Origin of the sequence: Streptomyces griseocarneus (genome assembly GCF_014655595.1) — a bacterium.
Classification (GTDB): Bacteria; Actinomycetota; Actinomycetes; order Streptomycetales; family Streptomycetaceae; genus Streptomyces; species Streptomyces griseocarneus.
In genome coordinates, this window is record NZ_BNBL01000006.1 from 1 (window position 1) to 22,426 (window position 22,426).

Annotated in this window: 21 protein-coding genes and 1 rRNA gene; 16 read left to right on the top strand and 6 right to left on the bottom strand. The window is 70.4% G+C overall.

Annotation, left to right across the window (positions count from 1 at the left end; all coding sequences use genetic code 11):
- A 5S ribosomal RNA gene (rrf, locus tag IE295_RS34640) occupies positions 1–66 on the top strand; the annotation flags it as partial.
- Between the two features lie 79 nt (positions 67–145).
- Here the strand turns inward: rrf and IE295_RS16545 are convergent.
- On the bottom strand, positions 146–1,117 hold the full coding sequence (locus IE295_RS16545; protein ID WP_308013228.1) for a hydroxyacid dehydrogenase: 972 nt from the start codon (positions 1,115–1,117) through the stop codon (positions 146–148).
- A 39-nt stretch (positions 1,118–1,156) separates the two neighbouring features.
- Here IE295_RS16545 and IE295_RS16550 point away from each other — a divergent pair, with 39 nt between their 5' ends.
- The 3 genes from IE295_RS16550 (at position 1,157) to IE295_RS16560 (ending at position 4,433) form a co-directional block, all read left to right on the top strand.
- Complete coding sequence (locus IE295_RS16550; RefSeq protein WP_224323641.1) at positions 1,157–2,353, top strand: sensor histidine kinase; 1,197 nt, start codon at positions 1,157–1,159, stop codon at positions 2,351–2,353.
- Entirely contained in the window at positions 2,350–3,003 is a 654-nt protein-coding gene (locus tag IE295_RS16555) for a response regulator (protein ID WP_190064427.1), read from the top strand. Before IE295_RS16550 ends, IE295_RS16555 begins: the two co-directional genes overlap by 4 nt.
- A gap of 326 nt (positions 3,004–3,329) precedes the next feature.
- Positions 3,330–4,433, top strand: a complete 1,104-nt coding sequence (locus tag IE295_RS16560; RefSeq protein WP_224323640.1) for a serine hydrolase domain-containing protein — start codon at positions 3,330–3,332, stop codon at positions 4,431–4,433.
- A 40-nt stretch (positions 4,434–4,473) separates the two neighbouring features.
- Here IE295_RS16560 and IE295_RS16565 read toward each other — a convergent pair whose 3' ends face one another.
- The 4 genes from IE295_RS16565 to IE295_RS34440 are packed head-to-tail and all read right to left on the bottom strand — an operon-like array spanning position 4,474 to position 8,074.
- Positions 4,474–6,084: a PQQ-binding-like beta-propeller repeat protein gene (locus tag IE295_RS16565; RefSeq protein WP_190064429.1), complete on the bottom strand. Its 1,611-nt coding sequence runs from the start codon at positions 6,082–6,084 to the stop codon at positions 4,474–4,476.
- Positions 6,081–6,707, bottom strand: coding sequence for a hypothetical protein (locus tag IE295_RS16570; protein ID WP_190064430.1), 627 nt, complete (start codon positions 6,705–6,707; stop codon positions 6,081–6,083). Before IE295_RS16570 ends, IE295_RS16565 begins: the two co-directional genes overlap by 4 nt.
- Positions 6,704–7,723: a bifunctional lytic transglycosylase/C40 family peptidase gene (locus IE295_RS16575; RefSeq protein WP_190064431.1), complete on the bottom strand. Its 1,020-nt coding sequence runs from the start codon at positions 7,721–7,723 to the stop codon at positions 6,704–6,706. The genes IE295_RS16570 and IE295_RS16575 overlap by 4 nt, the downstream gene beginning before the upstream one ends.
- Before the next feature lie 15 nt (positions 7,724–7,738).
- Positions 7,739–8,074, bottom strand: a complete 336-nt coding sequence (locus tag IE295_RS34440) for a helix-turn-helix domain-containing protein (RefSeq protein WP_373314165.1) — start codon at positions 8,072–8,074, stop codon at positions 7,739–7,741.
- A gap of 228 nt (positions 8,075–8,302) precedes the next feature.
- On the opposite strand from IE295_RS34440, the gene IE295_RS16585 reads away from it, so the two are divergent.
- The 12 genes from IE295_RS16585 to IE295_RS16640 are packed head-to-tail and all read left to right on the top strand — an operon-like array spanning position 8,303 to position 20,846.
- Positions 8,303–9,277 (top strand): DUF6668 family protein, encoded by a 975-nt coding sequence (locus IE295_RS16585; RefSeq protein WP_190064433.1) that lies wholly within the window; start codon positions 8,303–8,305, stop codon positions 9,275–9,277.
- Complete coding sequence (locus IE295_RS16590; RefSeq protein ID WP_190064434.1) at positions 9,274–9,531, top strand: hypothetical protein; 258 nt, start codon at positions 9,274–9,276, stop codon at positions 9,529–9,531. The genes IE295_RS16585 and IE295_RS16590 overlap by 4 nt, the downstream gene beginning before the upstream one ends.
- Positions 9,532–9,553: 22 nt before the next feature.
- The gene (locus tag IE295_RS16595; protein ID WP_190064435.1) at positions 9,554–10,324 is read left to right on the top strand and encodes a DUF8175 domain-containg protein; all 771 of its coding nucleotides are present in this window, start codon (positions 9,554–9,556) and stop codon (positions 10,322–10,324) included.
- Positions 10,324–11,766 (top strand): hypothetical protein, encoded by a 1,443-nt coding sequence (locus IE295_RS16600; RefSeq protein WP_190064436.1) that lies wholly within the window; start codon positions 10,324–10,326, stop codon positions 11,764–11,766. Before IE295_RS16595 ends, IE295_RS16600 begins: the two co-directional genes overlap by 1 nt.
- Complete coding sequence (locus IE295_RS16605; protein WP_190064437.1) at positions 11,756–13,294, top strand: SCO6880 family protein; 1,539 nt, start codon at positions 11,756–11,758, stop codon at positions 13,292–13,294. The genes IE295_RS16600 and IE295_RS16605 overlap by 11 nt, the downstream gene beginning before the upstream one ends.
- Positions 13,295–13,346: 52 nt before the next feature.
- Complete coding sequence (locus IE295_RS16610; protein ID WP_224323639.1) at positions 13,347–14,936, top strand: putative type IV secretion/conjugal transfer ATPase; 1,590 nt, start codon at positions 13,347–13,349, stop codon at positions 14,934–14,936.
- Entirely contained in the window at positions 14,933–16,762 is a 1,830-nt protein-coding gene (locus tag IE295_RS16615) for a type IV secretory system conjugative DNA transfer family protein (RefSeq protein WP_190064438.1), read from the top strand. The genes IE295_RS16610 and IE295_RS16615 overlap by 4 nt, the downstream gene beginning before the upstream one ends.
- Positions 16,759–17,361, top strand: coding sequence for a hypothetical protein (locus tag IE295_RS16620; protein WP_190064439.1), 603 nt, complete (start codon positions 16,759–16,761; stop codon positions 17,359–17,361). Before IE295_RS16615 ends, IE295_RS16620 begins: the two co-directional genes overlap by 4 nt.
- 35 nt (positions 17,362–17,396) lie before the next feature.
- Entirely contained in the window at positions 17,397–17,882 is a 486-nt protein-coding gene (locus IE295_RS16625) for a hypothetical protein (RefSeq protein WP_190064440.1), read from the top strand.
- A 21-nt stretch (positions 17,883–17,903) separates the two neighbouring features.
- Entirely contained in the window at positions 17,904–19,091 is a 1,188-nt protein-coding gene (locus IE295_RS16630) for a zeta toxin family protein (protein WP_190064441.1), read from the top strand.
- A gap of 33 nt (positions 19,092–19,124) precedes the next feature.
- Positions 19,125–19,607, top strand: coding sequence for a hypothetical protein (locus IE295_RS16635; RefSeq protein ID WP_190064442.1), 483 nt, complete (start codon positions 19,125–19,127; stop codon positions 19,605–19,607).
- 24 nt (positions 19,608–19,631) lie between these two features.
- Positions 19,632–20,846, top strand: a complete 1,215-nt coding sequence (locus IE295_RS16640; RefSeq protein ID WP_190064443.1) for a zeta toxin family protein — start codon at positions 19,632–19,634, stop codon at positions 20,844–20,846.
- On the opposite strand, the gene IE295_RS16645 is transcribed toward IE295_RS16640, so the two are convergent.
- Positions 20,843–22,366: an amidohydrolase family protein gene (locus IE295_RS16645; RefSeq protein WP_190064444.1), complete on the bottom strand. Its 1,524-nt coding sequence runs from the start codon at positions 22,364–22,366 to the stop codon at positions 20,843–20,845. The genes IE295_RS16640 and IE295_RS16645 overlap by 4 nt on opposite strands.
- Between the last annotated feature and the right edge of the window lie 60 nt (positions 22,367–22,426).

Here is a 22,426-nt window from a genome sequence, read left to right on the forward strand (position 1 = left end):
GCTAAGCCTTTCAGCGCCGATGGTACTGCAGGGGGGACCCTGTGGGAGAGTAGGACGCCGCCGAACTGTTTTTAGCCGTAGGCCCTGGACCAGGAATGGTTCGGGGCCTACGGCATTTTTGCGTTCAGAGCCTTTTTCTGAAATCTCAGGCCAGCCGGTGGAGTTCACTTCTCTCCACCCGTCCCGACAGCGGCAATCCCCGCACCCAGCGCTCGATTTCCTCCACCACCCACGCTCCGAGCCGGCGTACCTCGCCTCCCTGCGCTCCCGCGATATGCGGCGTGACCATCACGTTGGGCAGGCTCAACAGCTGATGTCCACGTTCCAGCGGTTCGGGTTCGGTGACGTCCAGGAAGGCGTCCAGCCGGCCCGAAGCGCATTCGCGGGTCAGGGCGTCCGTATCGATGAGTGAGCCCCGTGCCGTATTGATGACCGTGCCACCGTCCGGAATGAGGGCAAGGCGTTCGGCGTTCAGCAGGTGCCGCGTTTCGGGGAGTTCGGGCGCGTGGAGCGTAATGATCGCGCTGTTTCCGCACAGCGTCTCGAGGTCCACGGAGCCCGCCGCGTAGGGGTCGTGCAGCAGAATCCGGTACCCGGCATCCGACGCCCGTAGCCGGTCCATCACGCGCCGGCCGATGCGCGAGGCCCCGATGACGCCGACCGTCAGACCGTCGCCACCGCGACGTTCGCGGCTGTCGGGCCAGCCGTCGCGGCCGTGCGTGGCATAAGCGGCGACTGTGGCGAGAGCCCTCTTCGCGGCGAGAGTGATCAAAGCGAAGGCATAATCGCTCACTGGTCCCGCATTGGCTTCGGCAGCCGACGAGACGACGATGCCCCGTTCCCAAACCGCCGGTGTGACCAGCCATTTGACCGAACCCGCGGCATGGAATACCGCGCGGAGCCGAGGTGCCGCCGCGAGAAATTCTCCGGTCAGGGCCGGACTTCCCCACCCGGTGATGAGAAGGTCGGCTCGGGCCAGCCCCGCCGACCCTTCCCGTTCCGTGGAGCCACCCCACTCGGTGAATTCCCCGAGCCGCTCGCGCAGATCCCCTGGGAGAACGGATGCCGCCGTCTCCGCATCCAGCGCCGTCACCACCACCGGTTCGCCATCGCTCACGCGCACCCACATGCCCGTCCCTGGAGAGAGAAAAACACCGTGCCCGCGTCCCTCATACACAGACTCCGTGAGGCCAGTCCCCGGACCATCGACGCGATCATCACCGGCGTCGTCCAGGCTGCGGTGACGATCCCGTTCGTCGTGCCGCGCTCGGCGGACGTACCGCCCGCCACCTGGTCGTCGTACGCGATGACGTCCCTGTCCGTCCTGCCGCTCCTGTGGCGCAGCCGCGCGCCGCTCACCGCCCTGCTGTTGATCACGGCGGCGGGCATCGCCTACCTCCCGTTTCACGGGCCCGGGCAGCCCATGCCCTACAGCCCGCTCGTGGCGCTCTTCACCGTCGCCGCTCAGGCGGGGTTGTGGCAGCGGCGGATCACGGTGGTACTCGGTCTCCCGCTCGTCGCCCTGGCCGTGGCGTTCCGTACGAACACCGCGCGCGAGTACCTCTTCGCCTTCTTCCTCTTCAGCATGGTCTACGTCCTCGGCGTGCTCGCCCGTACCCGCCAGGCGTACACCGAGGCGGTGGAGTTGCGCGCGGCCGAGCTGGAGAAGGCGCGGCAGGCGGAGGTGGAACGGGCGGCCGAGCGGGAACGGGCCCGGATCGCGCGCGAGATGCACGATGTTCTCTCCCATGCCGTCAGCCTGATGATCGTCCAGGCGGAGGCCGGCCCCCTGGTCGTACGGTCGGATCCCGACCGGGCTGAGGCGGCCTTCGACGCCATAGCGGGCGCCGGCCGCGACGCGATGGTGCAGCTGCGGCGGATGCTGGGGGTGCTGAAGGAGGAGCCGGGCCCGGCCGCCCGTACCCCGCAGCCGACACTCGCGGGTCTCGAGGACCTGGTCGCCGACGTGCGGCGCACCGGCCTGGCCGTCACCCTCGCCGCACACGGCCCGTCCCAGCCCCTCGCGGCCGATGCCCAGGTGACGGTGTATCGGGTGGTTCAGGAGGCGCTGACGAACGTACTCAAGCATGCCGACGCCACCTTGGTGGCCGTACGTCTCACCTGGACGCCCGGTCGTCTGACCGTCGAGGTGGAGAACGACGGGGAGGGCCCGGCAGCCACGCGCGGCCCGTCGTCCGTCGCCGGAAGCGGACGGGGACTGATCGGCATCCGGGAGCGCGCCGCGGCCCACGGCGGGACGGCGACGGCCGGTCCCGGCCCGGACGGCCGCGGGTACCGCGTTGCGGTCGGGCTGCCGGTCGTGATCTCCTCGCCGACGGAGGTGGGGAGTTGACGATCCGTGTGGTGGTGGCGGACGACCAGGAGCTGGTGCGTGGGGGCTTCGCGATGATCCTGGGGGCGCAGCCCGACATCGAGGTGGTGGCCGAGGCCGGTGACGGCATCGAGGCCGTGGAGGCCGTGCGGCGGCACGCGCCCGACGTGGTCCTGCTCGACATCCGGATGCCCCGGATGGACGGCATCGAGGCGGCCCGCGTGGTGTGCGCGGAGTCGGGCACGAAGGTCGTCATGCTGACCACCTTCGACCAGGACGACTACGTCTACGAGGCGCTGCACGCGGGGGCCAGCGGCTTCCTGCTCAAGGACGTGCGCCGGGATGATCTGGTGCACGCGGTACGGGTGGTGGTCGCCGGTGACTCGCTGCTGGCGCCCTCGGTGGCACGGCGCCTGGTCGCGGATTTCACCAGCCGTGGCCAGGTGGGCGCGGGGCCGGACCTGGGGGCGCTGACCGCTCGTGAGCGCGAGACGCTCGTCCTGCTCGGGCGGGGGCTGTCGAACGCGGAGATCGCCGCCGAGATGGTGGTCAGCGAGCACACGGTGAAGACGCACGTGAGCAACGTGCTGTCGAAGCTGGGCCTGCGGGACCGTATCCAGGCGGTCATCTGCGCGTACGAAAGCGGGCTGATCGCGCCGGGTGTGCGCTAGGCGACTCCCTCGTGCGGGGGAGTACGGCGGTTGACAAGACCACTCGCGTCGGCGATTCGCCGGAGCGTGCCGGAATCCAGGATGGATCACGTCAGCAGTGATCCGCTCGAGTTCCGGGGGAAGCCGTCATGCATCACCGTCGTCATCACCAGCGCTATTATTACTGCCGTCCTGCGATCGCGGTGATCGCGACCGCCGTCGCCGCTCTGTGCGTCGGGGTGGCCGCTCCGGCCGTCGCAGCCGTTCCGCAGGGCCCTGCGCACGGCTCTGCGCAGAGTTCTCCGCAGGGTTCTTCGCAGAGCGTTTCGCCGTCGTCGTCTTCGAGGGTGTCCGCCCCCACCGAGGCCGTACGGAAGGCGATGCGGGAGGCCATAGCGGGCCTGCCGGATGCGGACACCGCCACTGCCGCTCACGTCCGGCTCGGCGGGGAGGACGGCAGATGGCAGGCCACCTCGGGCGTGACCGACGTCCGTACGGAGCGCGCGGCGAAGGGTGATGAGCGTTTCCGTGCCGGCAGTGTCACGAAGGCGTTCACGGCGGCGGTCGTGCTGCAGCTGGTCCACGAGCGGAAGGTGGACCTGGACGGGACCGTGCAGCATTACCTGCCGGGCCTGCTGCCCGCCGGCTACCCGGACGTGCAGGTCAGACACCTGTTGAACTACACCAGCGGCCTGCCGAGCGCCGATGACGACCAGAGCGACTTCGCCGAGCAGCTCAAGGGCCGGTACACGACATGGGACCACCGCGCGATGGTGCAGCGCGGTTTCCACAAGCCCATGGAGTTCACGCCGGGCAAGCGTCAGCACTACTCCAACATCGGCTACAACGTGCTCGGTCTGCTGATCGAGAAGGTGACGGGCCACTCGTACGAGCAGGAGGTACGGGACCGGGTCATCAACCGCGCGGGGCTCAAGGACACGTACAGCCCCGGCAACGACCCCCGCATCCACGGCCGGCACCTGCACGGCTACCAGCAGGACAAGGGCGCGCTGGTCGACGTCACCGCCTGGAACCAGTCGGTGACCTGGGCCTCCGGTGACCTCGTCACCACCGCCCCGGACCTGGAGCGCTTCACCACCGCCCTCTTCAGCGGGCGCATCGTCCCGCGGCCCGAGCTGGAGCTGATGTTCACGGTGCCCAGGGTGCCCGTGTACGGCGACGACACGGCGGAGGCGAGGTACTCCAGCGGTCTGAGCACCGACAAGCTCCCCGACGGCACGGTCGTGTGGGGCAAGACGGGTGGCCGCTTCGGCTACCTGAGCGGCTTCGCCGCCACCCGTGACCTCTCCCGCACCATCGTCTACTCGGTCGCCTCCACGCACGCGAAGGGAGAGAAGGGGGAGAAGGGGGAGAAGAAGATGGACCCGACCGTCGTCAAGATAATCAGCGCCTTCGGTGCGAAGGCGGACGGCAAGGACCGGCGGAAGTAGCCCGAGCAGTCTTCCTCCGCCTGGTCCCTCCACTGTCTGGTCAGGACGAGCCCTGACCAGGGGGTTCGGGTACCACGACCTGTCCTGAGCCGTCCGGGGCGGGCTGCTGCTCTCCGCCGGTGCTGGGGGTGAGCGCGTACAGCAGCTTCTCCCCGAGCTTGTCGGCGACGACGAGGGCGCGCTTGGCGGACACCCCCAGCGGGATGGCCACCTCCTTGCTGGTCATCACGACGTCGGCGCCCGTGGTCAGGGTGTGCCAGCGCTGCTGCTGGTCGAGGGCGTAGATGCGTCCGGCGGTGGCGCTCTTGGGGGTCGCGCCGGTGACCTCGCGGCTGCTGCCGCGCTGGGTGTCGAGCAGGAGCGGGCCGACGGCGACGAGCGGGCCGGCGGAGCGCACGGTCAGTGTGCCGGGGTCCTTCGCGGCCTTGCCGGTGGCCAGGGGCTTGCCCGTGGTGGCGTCGTAGGCGGTGGCCCAGGTGGTGTCGCCCTTCTTCCAGACACCGACCAGCCGGCCGCCGTCCACGCCGAGCACGGTGTTGAGCTGGGCCTTGTCCTCGGGGGACTTCATCTCCAGGCCCTTGTCCGGCTGCTTGCCGGGGGCCAGGCGCCACCAGTGGCCGGAGGGGTCGGCAGCAAGGACCGTCTGCTGGTCGGCGGCCAGCGCGGTGGTGCGTACGGGCAGGTCGACGTTCTGGATCTTGCCGTCGGCGATGACGGCGGCCGTGGCGTCGCGCAGCGAGATCAGAGGGGAGGGGCCCAGGAACGTCACGGTGCCGGAGTTGGGGATGTTGACGCTGTGGTGGGCGTGCTCATCGCCGTCGACGACCCAGTAGTGCAGGGCCTGACCGGTGGAGACGGCGACGACGCGCCAGCCGTCGATCCGGGTGAAGACCAGGCTTCCGGAGCCGTCGTTGGGGACGTCCGCGGACCACTTGGTCACTCCGGAGGCCCCGTCGAGGATGACGAGCCGGCCCTTGTCGGTGACCGCGGCGATCGTGCCGTCCTCGTCGACCGCCGGACTGATCTGACCGCTGATCTTCACGGCCCAGGCGGCCCGCGTCGTCCAGCCGTCGGGGGCCGGGCGCGGAAGGTTGGCCGGCGGGGGAGGTGTCGGCTTGGCGGAGGGGGTGGTGGCGACGGAGTGCGGGGCGGAGGCGGGATCACCGCCGCCGCCCGTGAAGACGACGACTGCGCCGAGCACGATGACGCCCAGGAAGGCGCCTGCCGCGATCAGACCCTTGGTCTGCGACTTTCCGCCCTGGCCCGGGCCGTTGGCACCCTTTGCGCCCGGTGCGCTCTTTCCGCCCCGGGGAGCGGCGCCCTTGGCACCCGACGCTGCCGGGCGGGGTCGGCGCTTGCCGCGCCGGCCGCCCGCGGCCTCGACGGGCAGTGCCTCGACGGTTCCGTCGGGGTGCACGATCAGAGGAAAGGTGGTGCCGTCGGCCTCGATGGCCGTCACCCTGATCGCGCGGCCGAGGCGGGCATAGCGCTCGGCGACGTTCTTGACCGCCCACTGACGGGCATCGGCGCCGTCGAGACCCGGCGGCAGGGGCAGTACGGCCCCGTCGACCTCGACGGTGCCCTGGCCGGTGAGGCGTACGACGGGAGCGGGCCAGTCGGGGACGGTGCTGGGATCGGTGCCGGTCGTCACTTGGCCACTCGCATCGTGTCGGCTTTCCACGGTTGGTCTTTGTCGGTGCGGGTCAGGTGGATCCACTGCACCCAGGTGTCGGTCGGGCCCTTCCAGTCGTCCCGGCCGAGCGTCTTCACGGTGACCTCGAACTGGCGGTAGGCCTCGGTGTCGAGGTCCATCTGCTGGTCGTCGTACGCGCGTTTGGCGGTGGCGACGGTGTAGCCGTGGTGCTCGGCCATCTTCCGCCAGGCGGCATCGGGCTGGGCCAGCGGTTGTGCGTTCGCAACGTCCTTGGCGAGGGAGTCGGCCAGCCATGGCATGGTGCGGCGCTGGGCGTCGGAGGGGCTGGAGTCGAGGTCGGTGTCGAAGGTCCAGTCGGTCACCGCGATCGCCTCGGCGACGGCGGTGGCGTCCTTCTCGTCCACGCCCTGGGGCAGGCCCGCCTTGGGGGTGCCCTCCTTGCCCTTGGGGAGGGGCTTGGGCGGGGAGTAGGTGGCGTTGGGACGCGCGGTGGGCGGGGGAGGGGAGGGTTTGGCGGTGGCGCCGGAATCCTTGGGGGAGTTGTCGCTTCCGCAGGCGGTCAATGCGACGGCCATGGCGGTGCTGGTCGCGACCACGGCCCAACGGGATCGTTTGCTCATGCCATTCTCCTGACATCCCACGGGAACTGTGTCCAGTACGGGTCCAGGTCGACGATCTCGACCGTCTTGCCGGGCCTGGGGGCATGGATCATCTGCCCGCGGCCGATGTAGAGGCCGACATGGCCCCAGTTGCCGTCGTTGTTGATGACGATGACGTCACCCGGCTGCATCGCTTGGGGGGTGGAGGGTATGGAATGCCCGGCGCCGCGCTGGGTCTGCGAGGTACGCGGAATCTCGACGCGTCCACCGGTGCCGGCGAAGACCGCGTACTGGGTGAGTCCGGAGCAGTCGAAGCCGCCGCCGGTGGGTCCGTGGCTTCCGCCGCCGCCCCAGATGTAGGGGAGACCGAGGCCCCGGCGCGCGGCGGCGACGATGCTGCCTCCGACACCACCGCCCGAAGGAACGTTTCCGCCACCGCTGAGGGATCCCTGGTATTTCGCGGCACTCTTGAGAATGGCGGCCACGTAGCTCTGGGTCTCGCGGTAGGGCGGGATGCCGTGGTGCTCAGTCACCGCACCGGGACCGGCGTTGTAGCCGGCGAGCGTGACCGAGACGATGTCGCCCTTGACCCTGCCGCTGGCGACGTCGTCCGCGAGATCCTTGGCGATGACGCAGTCGTACGTCCCTTGCGACATGATCGCGTCGAACGGGTTGAACGGGTCGGCTATGTGGTCGCCGTCGCCGTCGACGCCGTAGGTGGCCCAGGTGCCGGGGATGAACTGGCTCAGTCCCTTGGCGTTGGCCGGCGACACGGCTTTGGGGTTCCAGTTGCTCTCGGCTTCGATCTGGGCGGCGATGATGGCCGGGGGTATCTGAGGACAGATAGCCCCGGCCTTCAATATCCATGAGACGTACTGGGGTGGCACCGAGCCGTCCTTCAGACCGCCACCGATGCTTCCCCAGCCGCCACCGCCGCCCACTCCACAGCCGGCCAGAACCAGGCTCAGCACTATGGCCCAGCCCGCCCGAGCCTTACGGCGCAGACGCATCCTCACGACCCCCCGTTCGAATGCCATGTCATCTAGGTGTATTTAGTCGACTTGCTTAAATTGTTCGAATTGCTGAGGGGTGTTGCGGTGCGAATGCAGGTATTCGCGCAACTCTTCCCGCCAGATCCGCCATTCCTGCTTTGGTCCGATTTGGAACCCTGGGATGTGGTTGTCCCCTAACCACCTGACCAGGGTCGAAGCCTCGACTCGCAGAACATCTGCAACCTCTCGGGGCTTCATGACGTCCGGATACTTTGCCAGCGGATCTCCGTAGGCACTCGGTCGCTCCACCCAACCCTCCCCCCGGGCGATCTCCTGGCCGGGAAGATCGCACGCTATCAAGTACTGTTCGCTGCTGTTCGAATTTATGGCACACATTGACGACTGCTCAGGTACTGTAAACCTCCGCGATCCAGCCTGGTGACCGCGGAGAGGGGGAAAACGGGGATGGCGGACGAGATACCGAACCTTTGGGTCACACCACAGGCGACCGCCGAGTCCGAGCCCGTGCCGCAGCACCAGCCCGCCGCACACCAGGTGACCGGTCCGGCGGTTCCGCCGCCGGTTCCGAGCCGGCGTCAGCTCGGTTCCGTTCAGGCTCCGCAGGTGCAGCTCGGCACGCTGCCGATGCCGCCTGCTCAGGGCGTGCTCTGGTGGGCGCTCGGCGTGCACGGGGGTGCCGGGGTCTCCACGCTGCTGCGCACCATCGGGGGTGGCGGCGACGCTCAGCGGCGGTGGCCGGACATCCACGGCGCCGTGTCGGGCGTGCACATCGTGCTGGTCGCCCGGGCGGACGCACACGGACTCGCCGCCGCTCAGGCCGCGTTGCAGGAGTGGCACTCGGGTCAGGCCCCGGCGAGCACGAACGTCGTGGGCCTGGTGCTCATGGCCGACGCGCCGACCAAGCCGCCGCGTTCGGTCCGCGACCGCATACGCGTGCTGACCGGCGCCGTCCCGCAGAGCTGGGAAGTGCCGTGGGTCGAGGAATGGCGCGAGGGCGGCAAGGCGCGCAAGCGCGTCAAGGAACTCGAAGTCCTTGAACAAACGTTGCTGCAGCTCCCGCCGCCGCACATCACCCTGGCCCTGCCGCCCGGCCCGTCGGCCACCGAGCGCCCCGTCGGCCCCTCGGCCGGGCACGCGCCCGGGCCGATGCCGTCCCCTGCGCCGGTGCCCGCGCAGCCGGTGGCGCACCAAGCCGTCCCCGGTGACTACTACTTGCCCCAGCCGGGGCCGCAGCAACATGCGTCGCACTCGGCACACCAGCCGCAGCCCATGTATCAGGGCCAGCCGGTGCAGCAGACTCAGCAGCCGCAACAGCCTCAGCAGGCCCACCAGGCTCAGCCCGTACAGCCCGGCCCGGCCGCGCCCCCGGCGCAGCCCGCGCCGGCCGTGTACGTACCGCAGCCGATGCCGCCCGTGCAGCAGGCGCACCCCCAGCAGCACCAGTACCCACCGACTTCGGCGCCCCCGGCGCGCACCGCGCCGCCCGCGGCCGACGAGGCCGTACTGCCTCCACCGGACCCGGCGACCCGCCTGGCCGCCTGGCCCGCCACCCACCCGACCTCGGAAGGAAAGCGTTGAACGACAAGATCGCCCTGGCTCTCGGCACCTGCCCGCCCGGCGCCTGCAACAAGATCAACACCATCGGTTCCTGGATCACCTTCCTCGCGGCCTGGGCCGCCGGTGTCGCGTTCGTGATCTCCGGCGCGATCCTGTGCTGGGCCTACTTCTCGGGCCACGGCTCGTCCCGTGCGATGAAGGCGCTGGGCGGCGCCTGCGGCGGCAGCATCGTCATCTCGGCCGCGTCCGCCCTGGCCAACGCGCTGCTGGCGTAAGTGACGCCCAGGGGGAGTTCAGATGGCTGACAGGAAAGACGGGCAGGACCGGGGAAAACTCGGCGGCGGCCTGTTCATCACAAGCGCCGTGTTCATCTTGTTGGTGGTTGTGCTCGGCGTGTTCGTGGTCGTCACGGATGACGACGACGCCAAGGGTGGCAACAGCGCCGCTTCGGGGGCGTCCGCCACTCCGGCACCGCCTGCTTCCGGGGGCGGCAACGGTTCGTCGTCCGCGCCGCAGAAGCCCGCGGATGGCAGCTGCGCACCCACGGACACCGACTCCAAGGTGCCCACGGTGGCTCCCAAGGATGTCACCTGGGAGATCGTCAACTCCGCGGTGCTGCCGCGCTCGAAGAGCGCGGGGCCTATGAAGTTCGACGGCCTGACAGCCAGCTGTTACGCGCACACACCGCGCGGTGCGCTGATGGCGTCCATCAACGGCTACTACCGCAGCATCGTCGCGCTGCCGGACAGCAAGCCGATGAAGGAGATGCTGCTCCCCGGTCCCGGCCGCGACAAGCTGCTGGAAGGCGCGAAGCAGATCACGCAGCCCGTTCCCACCGGTGACCTGGCGCAGCTCGCCGGATTCCAGGTGGTGACGTACACCGCGGAGACCGCGGTCGTGTCCCTGGTCAACGGCGAGGCGGCCGGCCGCACGCTGAAGGTCTTCCAGGTGACGGTGCGCTGGGCGGACGGGGACTGGAAGGTGGTTCCCGCCGACGACGGCCATCTGACGTCATCGATCAACTCCATCAGTGACATGACTGGCTACACCCAGTTCAGGGGGCTGTGATGCCGAGTCTTAATCCTTGCGACTGGAAGTACGTCGAGTCCGGCTGCAAGAAGGTCAAGGAGGTCGTCAGTGACGCTGCCGACACGGTCACCGACGCCGTCGGCGGCGTGGTCGGCGGCTTCGTCGAAGACCTGCTGAAGATGTTCGCCGCGGGCCTCGGCAAGATCGTCGCCGCCATGACCTCGTTCTGGGTCTACGCCCCGACTCCCGGTGTGGCCTCGACGGACGGCGAGGGAAAGCCCATCAACCCGACCGGGGCCGCCGATGTGGCCAAGTGGCTGGCTGATCACACCCTGTGGCTCACCCTCATCCTCACCGTGATGTCCCTGACGTTCGCCGGAGTCAAGATGGCGATCGAGCTCCGGGGAGCCGGTGACCAACTGCGCAACATCGGCCAGGGCATGGTCAAGCTGGTGCTGCTCAACGGCACCTTCACCCTGGGCGTGCAGCTGGCCATCGAGGCGGGTGACGCCTACAGCAAGTGGATCATCAAGGAGTCGCTCGGCGGGGACGCCGACGCGAAACTGGGCGCGGCTGTCGCGGCTATCGGCGGACTGTCCGGTGCTCTCGGCGGGCCGGTCGTGCCGCTGCTGCTGGTGATCGTCTGTGTCTGCGCGTCCCTGCTGCAGCTCATCCTCATGTACTTCCGCGCCGCCATCCTGGTGCTGCTCGCCGGCACCATCGCGATCCCGGCAGCGACCGCGTTCACCAGCATGGGCTCGCGCTGGCTGAGCCGCTGGCTGACGTGGGTGCTGGCCTTCCTGTGCCTCAAGCCCGCCGCCGCGACCATCTACGCGGCCGCGTACCGGCTCCTGGGCTCGGGCGTCGACAAGGACCTCGGGTCCGGCATCACGGGCTTCGTCCTGCTGGCCGGTGCCGTGGCCGTTCTGCCCGCGCTGCTCAAGCTCTTCCAGCCGGCCGGTGTCGCCATGGCCGGTGGCGGCGGCTTCGGCGGTGGCGGTGGCGGCGGCGACAGCAGCCCCTCGAGCTCTTCCGGCAAGGGCCCCTCGGGCTCCTCGTCGTCCCCGTCCGGTGGCCAGGCGTCGTCCGGCGGAGGCTCGCCGAGTGGCGCGGGCCAGGCCGGTCTGTCCGGAGGGTCGTCCGGCATCTCGGGCGGCGGTGGTCTCGGCGGCAACGTCTCGGGTGCCGCGGGCGGATCCGCCGGTGGCGCCGCCGGAGGTGCGGGCGCTGGTGCCGGCGCCGGTGCGGGTGCTGCTGCCGGTGGCGGCGCGGCCGCCGGCGCAGGTGCGGGTGCGGGTGCCGGTGCGGGCGCAGGCGCTGCGGCCAGTGCCGGTGCGGGTGCCGCGGCCGGTCCGGTCGGTGCGGCGGCCGTCGTCGCCAAGAAGGCGGTCGACACCGCCAAGGCCCAGATGATCAACGGCCTGAACGATTCCGCAGCCGGTCTGCATCAGGAACTGGATGGAGGCCCAAGTGGGTCCTGAAGTGCAGCAACTTCGCACTTATGGCAACTTCCGGCGGCCTCGCTCCGCCGGCCTCGGCGGCCTGGGGCTCGTCCCCACCGCGGTGCTGTTCGTGTTTCTCGCCATCGCGGGCACCCTGGCGCCGCTCGACTTCATGCTCGCCGGCCTGGTGGCGCTCGTGGGTGTCGTGGTGCTCGCACCGCTCGCCATCCGCGACCGGTACGGGCGGCACCTGGGCACGCTGATGTATTCGCGCCTCGCGTGGGGCGTGGGAGTGATGAAAGGTCAGAACGTGTACCGCTCCGGAGTGCTCTCCAAGGTCCCCGGCGGCAAGTCGCTGCTGCCGGGCCTGGCGATGGCCAGTGACATGTACGAGGCCACGGACGGCCTCGGCCGTCCCTTCGGGATGATCCACTACCACGACGTGGAGCACTACGCGGTCACCATCGCCTGCAGCTCCCAGGGCGGCAGCCTCGTCGACCAGGGCGACATCGACTCCTGGGTCGCCAACTGGGGCCAGTTCATGCGCACCATGAGCGGCGAGCCCAGCCTGGTCGGCTTCCAGGTCGTCGTCGAGGTGGCCCCGGACAGCGGCGAGAAGCTGCACAACGAGATCACCCACCAGGCCTCGGACACCGCTTCGCGGCTCGCCCGCCAGGTGATGGCCGACATCGACCGCGACTACCCGTCCGGCTCGCCGACCATCAACACCTACCTCTCGCTGGTGTACGACGCCTCCTCGGCGATCGGCCGCAGCAAGCGGGCCGCCAGTGACATGGCCGTCGAGATCGGCCGCCGCCTGCCGTCGCTGACCGCGCGCCTGGCCACCACGGGCGCCGGGGCGTGCGCGCCGCTGTCGGCGACGGAGATCGCCGAGGTCGTGCGCACGGCGTACGAGCCGGGGGTCTCCCAGCTCATCGACCAGGCGCGCGCCGCCGGCCGCGACTCGGGGCTGACCTGGTCGCAGGCCGGGCCGACGACGCACGTCGCCAGGTCCAAGTCGTACTGGCACGACGGCGCCACCAGCGTCACCTGGATGATGGGCGAGGCGCCGCGCGGCGAGGTCTTCTCCGACGTGCTGCGCAACCTGCTCTCCGCCCACGGCGACATCGACCGCAAGCGGGTCAGCCTCATCTACCGCCCGCACTCGCCGGCCGAGGCCGCCACCATCGCCGACCGGGACTTCCGCGCGGCCCGCAGCCGCACGGAGACGACCCGCAACGGCCAGGCCCACGCCGAGGCCGAGTACATCGCCGCCGCCCAGACCCGTCAGGAGGAGGCCCGCGGCGCGGGTCTGACCCTCTTCGGCCTGGTCGTCACGGCCACCGTGCTCGACAACGACGACGAGGCGGACGGGCAGGGCGGCGAGGGCGGCGGCAAGAACCGGATGCAGGCCGCCGAGGTGGCCGTCGAGAACCTCTCGGCGCCCGCCCGCATCGCCCTGCGCTACGCCTGGGGCAGCCAGGACGCGGGATTCCTCGCCGCCCTGCCGATCGGCGTGATCCTGCCGGAGCACGTGGCGATGAAGCTGCCCAAGACGCTCAAGTGACCCGTCCCGGGCCCGACAACTGGTTCGTACGTACGTAAGGGGGAGTGCGCTGATGTTCCGGCGCTCGAAGAAGTCCGACGAGGTGGCCGGAGACGGCTCCGCCGGAACGGCCGGCGGCCCGGTGCTGAGCGGCCGCAACTGGGGCCAGGTGCCCCGCATCGGCAGCCGCGGCATGCAGGGGCCGGGCGGTGGGCGGGTCTCCTACCTGGACGTGCCCACCGAATACCGCGGCACCAGCCGTCAGGTGTGCGGCCTGTGGCCGTACGTCGTCGGCGCGGGCACCCCCATGGTGGGGGTGCCCCTGGGCCGCAACATCATCACCGGCGCGACCCTGTGCTGCGACCCCATCGCGTGGTTCGAGCGGGCCAACCTGATCTCCAACCCGTCGATGTTCACGCTGGCCAAGCCCGGTCTGGGCAAGTCCACGATCAACCGGCGCATGATCGTCGGGCTGGACTTCCGGGGCACCGTCTCGCTCGTACCCGGCGACACCAAGGGCGAGTACACCGCCCTGATGCGCGCGCTCGGCGGCCAGGTCATCCAGCTCGGCCGCGGCATGGGCGCGCTCAACCCGCTGGACCTGGGCGAGATGGGCTCGGCCGCGTCCCGGCTCGTCGGCAGCGCCCGGCACAGCCTCCTGCAGGAGGCCACCGGCCGCCGCTCCACCATGGTCGCGGCCCTCATCGCCATCGTCCGCAAGTCGCTGATCACCGGTGACGAGGAGGCCCTGCTCGGCCGCGCCATCGAGCTGCTCGACGACACCGACCTCGGCCGCCCGCCGATCCTGGGCGACCTGGCGCAGCTGCTGAAGGACGGCCCGGAGGCGCTGCGCCGCATGGTGCTGGCCGACGGCAACGACGACAAGTACCGCCTCGCCATCGAGCCGCTGCTCAAGTCGCTGATGTCGCTGGTCGAGGGCCCCCTCGCCAACACCTTCAACCGCCAGACCAGCGAGCGCCTCTCGCTGGACCGGCCGGTGTCCATCGACCTGTCGTCCATCCCCGCCAGCGAGAAGACGCTCGAGGGCGCCGTCCTGCTGACCTGCTGGGCGGAGGCGTTCGCCTCCATCGAGGCCCACGACCGGCTCACCGCGGCCGGGCTGGAACCGCGCCGGAACTTCTTCCTCGTCCTGGACGAGCTCTGGCGCATCCTGCGGGCCGGCGTCGGCCTCGTCGACCGCGTCGACGAGCTCACCCGACTCAACCGCCAGATCGGCATCGGCCAGTCGATGACCACCCACTCCACCGCCGACCTGCTCTCCCTGCCCAACCCGGAGGACCGCGAGAAGGCCAAGGGCTTCGTCGAGCGAAGCGGCATGGTCTTCCTGGGCGGCCTGCCGCGCGCGGAGATGGACTCGCTGAACGCGATCGTCCCGCTCTCCAGCCGCGAGCGCGAGCTCATCGTCGAGTGGTCCATCCCGCCGGGCATCGACAACAAGACCGGCAAGGAGATGCCGCCGCCCGGCCGAGGAAAGTTCCTGGTCAAGGCCGGTGCCAATGCCGGCATCCCGATCCAGACCGCGCTCACCCAGGCCGAGATCAAGCTCAACGACACCAACGAGCGCTGGGCCAACCGCATCGCCGACGACGACGAGCCGGCCGACGGCCTCAGGGGCATGTCCGGAGCGGGGGCGAAGCGATGAGCCCGCTGAACACGCGCGGCCCCGGCCAGAACAGCTCCGGCCCGGCCCTCGCCCTCGCCGGCGTCGGAGCCCTCCTGCTGCTCATCGGCGGCAGCTACGTCGCCCTGGTCGGCGCCCAGTGGTGGGCCACCGGCACCTGGGAGGCCGTGGGCCCCTTCGCGCCGCTGTTCGGTCTGGCCACCGGCGACTGGCAGTGGACGACCGCCGCCACGGTGATCGTCCTCCTCGAGCTGGCCGTGGTGGCCGGCATCGCCCTGGCGGTCGTACGGGGGGTACGGCAGGGCTGGCGCGCCGGCGTGTCGAAGAAGTCCAACGACGACGCCGCCCGCCGCATGACCACCCGCCGCGACCAGGTCGCCCTCCAGGCCGCCGCCGAGCGCACGGCCCAGCGCCTGCAGATCGACACCACCGAGCCCGGCATCCGCATGGGCCGGTCCGTGACGACCGGGCAGCGCGTCTACGCGCCGTGGGAGTACCTCCACCTGACCATTGCCGGCCCCGGCCGTCACAAGTCCGTGGCGCAGGTCATCCCCTCGATCCTCAGCGCCCCGGGCGCCTGCGTGGCCTCCTCCAACAAGAACGACATCGTCACCCTCACCCGCCTCGCCCGCTCCTACAAGGGCAACACCTGGGTCTTCGACCCGCAGCAGATCGCCGAGGAACCGGCGAGCTGGTGGTGGAACCCGCTGCGCCAGATCCGTACCCTCTCGGACGCCGAAGAGCTGATGAGCACCCTGGTCGACGCGGGCAAGGACGCCGAGGCCAAGGCCCGCTCCGACGGCTTCTTCGACCCCAAGGGCCAGCAGCTGCTGAGCTGGTGCCTGCTGGCCGCCGCGCTGGACGGGCAGCAGATGACGAACGTCTACCTCTGGCTCGCCGACTCGCAGAACACCGAACCCGACGACATCCTGCGCGCCCACGGCGCCGCGGTCGCCGCGACCGGCCTGGAGACGATGCGGCGGCTGCCGGACAAGACCCGTGAGTCGATCTTCGCAACCGCCGAGATCTTCGTCCGCTGGCTGACGAACGACCAGATCACCCGCTGGGTGACCTGCAGGCCGGAGGAGCTGGCCACGCGCCGCGAGTTCCGCCCGGACGAGTTCGTGCTGTCCACCGACACCATCTACCTCCTCTCCCGCAAGGGCGTCGGCTCGGCGGCCCCGCTGACCACCGCCCTGTCCGCCGCGATCCTCACCACCGCCGACCGGACGTCGGAGAAGTCTCCGGGCGGACGGCTCAACCCGCCGCTGCTGGCCGCCCTCGACGAGGTCGCCAACACCTGCCGCTGGAGCCAGCTGCCCGACCTCTACACCCACTACCGCTCCAAGGGCATCATCGTCATGGCCTGGCTGCAGTCCTGGGCCCAGGGCGTGGACACCTTCGGCGAGTTCGGCATGAAGACCCTGTGGGACGCGGCCGCCTGCAAGACCTACGGCGGCGGCTCGTCCGACACCGACGGCCTGCTGAAGAAGGTCTCCGACCTCGTCGGCCAGTGGGAGGCCCCGCAGCTCACCCGCAACAAGGACAGCCGCTCGTTCGTCGGCACCCAGTCGACCTCCGAGACCACCCGCCGCGAGGACATCCTGTCCGTCGCCGACCTGGCGGCCCTGCCGGAGCGGCGGATGGTGATCATGATGCACGGCATACGCCCGATGGTCATCGAGGCGGAGCCGTACTGGGAGACCGACCAGGGCGCGATCATCGAGGAGTCGAAGCGGCTGTACGGGGCCCAGGCCGCGCCGGTGATCCCACAGGCGCCGGCCTCGGCACCTCCCGTACCCCCCGGGCCCCCCGTACCGCCCTTCCCCATGGAGAAGCAGCTGTGAGCGAGGAAGTGACGATCGGCGGCCTCGAGGCCCAGCTGATCGAGGTGGTCGAGCTCGTCGGACAGATCGCCGACCAGGACTACGACCGCGCCCAGCGGCTCGAGGGCCTGATCGCCGGCCTGCAGGAGCAGATCGACGAACTCACCGGCGGCACGGGCGGACCCGGCGCGAGCGGCGGCGTCCCGCTGCCGCAGGGCGGCGGCACGGACGGCGAGGAAACGCCCGTGGCGCGCCCGTGGGCGGTGCGCGCCACGGCCGCCGAGTGGACGGAACTCGCCGACTGGGTCGACTGGCTGCAGAACTACTACCAGCTCAAGGGCGAGAACCAGATAGCCGTCTGCTGGCCGCAGCACGGCGGGGCGATCGAGGAGCTGGCCGGGCTCCACTCGTCCTGGAAGGCCGCGATGCTCGCCGACGAGCGGGCCGAGGGCACGGGCGACCAGTCCGGTTACTGGCACGACCGCAGCCTGTGGGACACGCTGGGCCGCGTCAGCCGGGCGGTCCCCAACGCCTGCCGCAACACCGGCCACACGGCGGCGCGCCCGCTGCCGGTCACGGACCGCGGCCTGCTGCCGCAGCCGGTACCGCAACCGCGGTGACGTGACCACTCGTACAGCAACAACTTGGAGGAACCATGTCCGCGTACCTTGACCAGGCCCGCGAGGCCTACGAGGCCGAGCGGCGCATCCAGGCGGCCAACAAGGCCCGGGAGACCCTGGCCCACGAGCGGAAGGCGCTGGCGGCCCTGGCCGCCGCCGAGGCGGGCGAGAGCCTGGACGCGATCGGCAGCGCCATCGGGCTGCACGCCACGAACGTCGCCGAGCTGGTCGAGGAGGCCCGCCGGCTGGCGTCGCCCCTCCCCGGCCGTCCCGGCCGCAGCCCCCAGCACGTCGTCATGCGGTACGCGGCGGGCGAGATCAGCCGCGACGAGATGATCGAGACCCTGTCCACCTGGCCCTACGCGCCGGCCGGGCCGATCGCCGAGAACCTGCTGAACGACTTCCGGCCGCGGGTGTCGGGGAGTTTCGACGACGTCCGGTCGGCGGTCTACCAGGGCTACATCGACGACGACGCGTTCGACACGATCGTCGAGCGCTTCGCCGCCGGCCCGCAGCAGTAACGGCAAGGGCAGGCACATACCGTGGATCCCGAGAAGGTCGAAGCGCACCGCGAAGCGCTGGAGAAGGCCGCCCGTGACGGGAAGATCGGCCTCAAGGCCCCGACGGCGACGACCAACAATCCGGAATGGTTCACTCGCGCCAATGGCGAGCTGATCCCCACCAAGGCCCGGCGCGCCGTTCACAAGGAGATCCTTGCCGATTGGAAGAACAAGGTTCCCAATCCCGGCAAGGACAAGATCGCGATTGTCACCGCCGGGCCGCCCGGCGCCGGCAAGTCGTCGGTTCTGCCGGGCGTACAGGAGCGCCTGAGCTCCGAAGGCTGGCGGCAGGTCGACCCTGACGCGTTCAAGGACAAGCTGCTCGAGCAGGCCCTGAAGGACGGCTCGTTCAGCAAGCTGGTCCCGGAGGGCATGGGGCAGCCCGGCGAGCAGTTCTACCCGCGCGAGCTGGCCGCCCTGGTGCACGACGAGTCCGGCATGCTCGCCATGGAGGCCCAGGCGCAAGCGCTCCAGGCCGGCGAGAACGTCGTCATCGACGGCACCCTCGCCAACGAACAGTGGTCGAACGACCTCGTCGGCATGCTCGACGAGGCCGGCTACACGGTCCACGTCGTGGACGTGGAGACGTCCAAGGACGTCGCACAGGAGCGCGTCAACGGTCGTTGGCAGGAGCCGTACGAGGAAGTCCTGGAGAAGGCCGAGAACGGCCAGGACACCTCGAAGGAGCTCGGCGGCCGCTGGGTGCCCAACGAGGTCGTCGGGTACATGTACCCGAACGGCAACGACGGCCGGGCGATATCCGCCGACAACGCCGAGAAGCTGATCCAGAACCATGCCGCGGTCAAGGAAGTGGACCGCTACTACACGCCGCACTCCAAGGCCGCCCCCGAGCGCGTCGAGAGCTGGCAGCGGGACGCGAGCGGCAAGGTCACCCACAAGGCCTACGAGAACTCGCAGACCAAGGAACAGTCGAAAGAGCAGTCGAAGGAAGCGCGGAGCGTCGCCGGGCAGTCGAGGATCGATGCGCTGCGCAACAAGGTCGGCGGCCGGGAGACGGAGCCGAGGACGGTCGCCGGCGGCAGGGCTTCCGCGCAGCAGTCGCAGGGGCAGGGGAAGAATCAGCCCCAGGCGCAGCGCGGAACCCAGCAGGCCGCGCAGCAGCGCGACGACAAGCGCCGTCAGGATCGCGCTCGCGGTCAGGAGCGCTGACGTCCGTGACCACAGGCATTCACCGGAGGAACCATGTCCACGCATCTTGAGCAGGCTCGTGAGGCCTACAAGTCCGAGCAGGCTGTTCTGGCGGGCAACAGGGCACGTACGGCCCTTGCCCACGAACGCCTCGCCCTGGCGGCGCTGGCCGCCGTCGAGGCCGGGGAGGACCTGAACGAGGTCGGACGGGCGATCGGCCTGCACCCGACGAACGCTGCCGAGCTGATCGAGAAAGCGCGGCAGCTCGCCCCCGCGTTGCCCGGCCGTCCCGGCCGTAGCCCCGAGCACGTCATCATGCGCTATGCCGCTGGTGAGATCAGTCGCGAGGAGCTGATCGAGACACTGGCCACTTGGCCCTACGTGCAGGCCCAGCCCATCACTGAAGGACTGCACGACGACTACGCGTCGTTCACACCTGGCAGCTTCGACGAAGTGGAGAAGGCGGCCAATCTGTCGTACATCGACGACGACACGTACGAAGTGATTCTGCAGCGTTATGCGCTGCGGTACCAGTAAGAGCGCGGTCGGGGGGAAGAACCAGTGGATGCCGACAAGGTAGAGGCGCACCGCCAGGCGCTGCGACAGGCTGAAAAGGACAAGTGGCTCGGGGCCAAGGCTCCGACAGCCTCGATCAACAACCCCAAGTGGTTTGTTCACACGGGCACCAAGCAGCGACCCACCCAGGAGCGCCGTGCTCTCCACGACAGGATTCTGAACGACTGGAAGAACCAGGTACCCAACCCCGGCAAGGACAAAATTGCCATCATGACGGCCGGTCCGCCGGGTGCGGGCAAGACGTCGGCGCGGGAAAGCGTGCAGGAGCGCCTGAGTCCCGAAGGCTGGCGGGTCATCGACCCGGACGAGTTCAAGGACAACCTCCTTCGGCAAGCGCTGGACGACGGAACGTTCCAGGACCTGGTCCCGGAGAGCGTGCGCGAGAGCGGTGAGCGGTTCTATCCGCGCGAGCTGGCTCCTCTGGTGCATGACGAGTCCGTCCGTCTCGCGGAACAGGCGCAGGCCCAGGCGATAGCGGCCGGTGAGAACGTCGTCATCGACGGCACCCTCGCAGGCCGTGACAAGCCCGACCGGATCGCCCAGAGCCTCACCGAAGCCGGCTACACCATCCACGTCGTCGATGTCGAGACCACCGCCGACGTCTCCCGCGAGCGTGTCATGGGGCGTTGGCAGGAGCCCTACATAGAGGCGGAGGAGAAGGCCGAGCGGGGCGAGGACGTCTCGAAGGAGCTCGGCGGCCGCTGGGTGAACAGCGAAGTCGTCGACTTCATGTTCAGCAAAGAGGACAGCCCGTACAGCATCTGTGCCGACAACGCCGAGGCGTTGATCCACAAGCACCCTGCCGTCCAGGAGGTCGACCGCTACTTCACCCCGAACGCACAGAGCGGGGCGGAGCGTGTGGAGAGCTGGCAGCGGGACGAGAACGGGAAGGTCACGCACCGGACGTACGACAACCCGCAGAAGCAGGAGCAGGGGCAGCAGAAGGAACAGGGCAAGGAACAGGGCAGGGACCAGTCCCGCGAGGTCCGCAGCGTCGCCGGGCAGAGCAGCATCGAGGCGTTGCGCAACAAGGTCGGTGGTCGCGAGGCGGCGGCCGAGCCGAGGACGCCCGGCGCGGCGAGGACCAACTCCGTCCCCTCGCAGGCCCAGGCCCAGAACCAGACCCGGGCGGTCCCGGCCAAGGCCCCGCAGCGCGATGACAAGCGCCGCGAGGACCGTACGCGCGGGCAGGAGCGCTAGGCGGCGGCCGCCGCCTTCGCCAGGGCCTCGAGGAGGCGTTCCCGCTCCTCCTTGTCGATCAGTCGCCCGCGGGTGACCACCGCCTCCACGCGTCGTGTGTTGCCGATGTCGGTCAGGGGGTCCGCGTTCAGGACCACCAGGTCCGCGGCCCGGCCGGGGGCGATCGCGCCCAGGACCGAGCCCTGGCCGAGGGCGGCCGCCGCCTCGACCGTCGCGGCCCGCAGGGCATGGGCCGGGGTGAGGCCGGCGGCGACCAGGCGGCGCAGTTCGGCGTGCAGGGCGAAGCCGGGGACCAGGTAGGGGGCGCCGGAGTCGGTGCCGGCGAGGAGGGGGACGCCGCTGCGTCGCAGGGCGTCGACCAGGCGCGGGCGGTGGTCGTCGAGTTCGTGGGCGCGGGCGGTCTGCTGCGGGGTGCGGGTGCCGGTGATGTCCGTCAGCTGTTGCCGCCAGCCGCTGGTGAGCCAGGCCGGGAGGTACCTCCACTCCTCCTCCCGGTCCGGCAGCGCGTCCGTGCGTTCGAGGGCGTGGTGCATCCCGAGGGTGGGGGTGACGTACGTGCCGTTGCGGGCGAGGACGTCGAAGGCGCGCCGGGCGCGGTCGGGGTCGTAGGAGCGTACGGCCGCCGACTCCAGGCGGTGGATTTCCTGCTGCCAGTTACGGAAGCGCCGGGCCGAGCTTGGCTCGTCCGGGTCGACCCGGACGGCGGAGAGGGCCTGCCGGAGCTCCTCCTCGCGGCCGGATGCCGACAGCGCCAGGGGGTGGAGGTGCTCGATGGTGCGCTGGCCGGCGGTGGAGGCCTCGGTCACGGGGACGGCGTCGGGGACGTGGCCGGCGTACGGGATGCCCTGGCGCCGGGCCTCGCCGGCGAGGGCGAGGTAAGCGGGGCGCGTGAGGCGGGAGTAGACCTTGATGAAGTCCCCCGAACGGCCGGCCGAACCGCCCGCCGAACCGCCCGCCGAACCGCCCCCCGAACCGTCTGCCGCGATCCGGCGCACCGCTTCCCGCGCCTCCGCCTCCGTACCCACCTCGAGGACCGGCGCCGGCGAGAGGTCGCTCGTCCACAGGCTGGGCGTGCCGTCGACGAGGGTGCTGCCGATCACCCAGCGCGGGCCGAGCAGTTCTCCGCGTTCGGTCCGGTCCCGCCAGGCGCGGATCGCGGGCGTGCCCCACATCTCGCGGACGGTCGTCACCCCCGTCAGGGGGTAGAGCGGCGAGGCGAAGGCGGTCACGCCGAGGCTGTGGGTATGCGCGTCGATCAGGCCCGGAATGACGTACTTGCCCGTGAGGTCCACCGTCCGTGCCCCGTCCGGCACGGCGGTGTCGGCGGTCCGGCCCACGGCCAGGATGCGGCCGCCGCGGACGAGGACGGTCCTGTCGTGCTCGGGAGGGCGGGAGCCGGGCGCCGCGATCAGCGTGGCGTGGGTCAGCGCCAGGGTCTCGCCGGCCGACGCTCCGGTCGCTGCCGCCGCACCGGCCACTGTGGGCCCGCCGCTGCCGTGCGATGGGTGGTGTCCACACATCTGTCCCGCCCCCGTCCGCTGTGTCTTCCGCGTGTCTTCCGCTGTGCCTACCGTCGACGA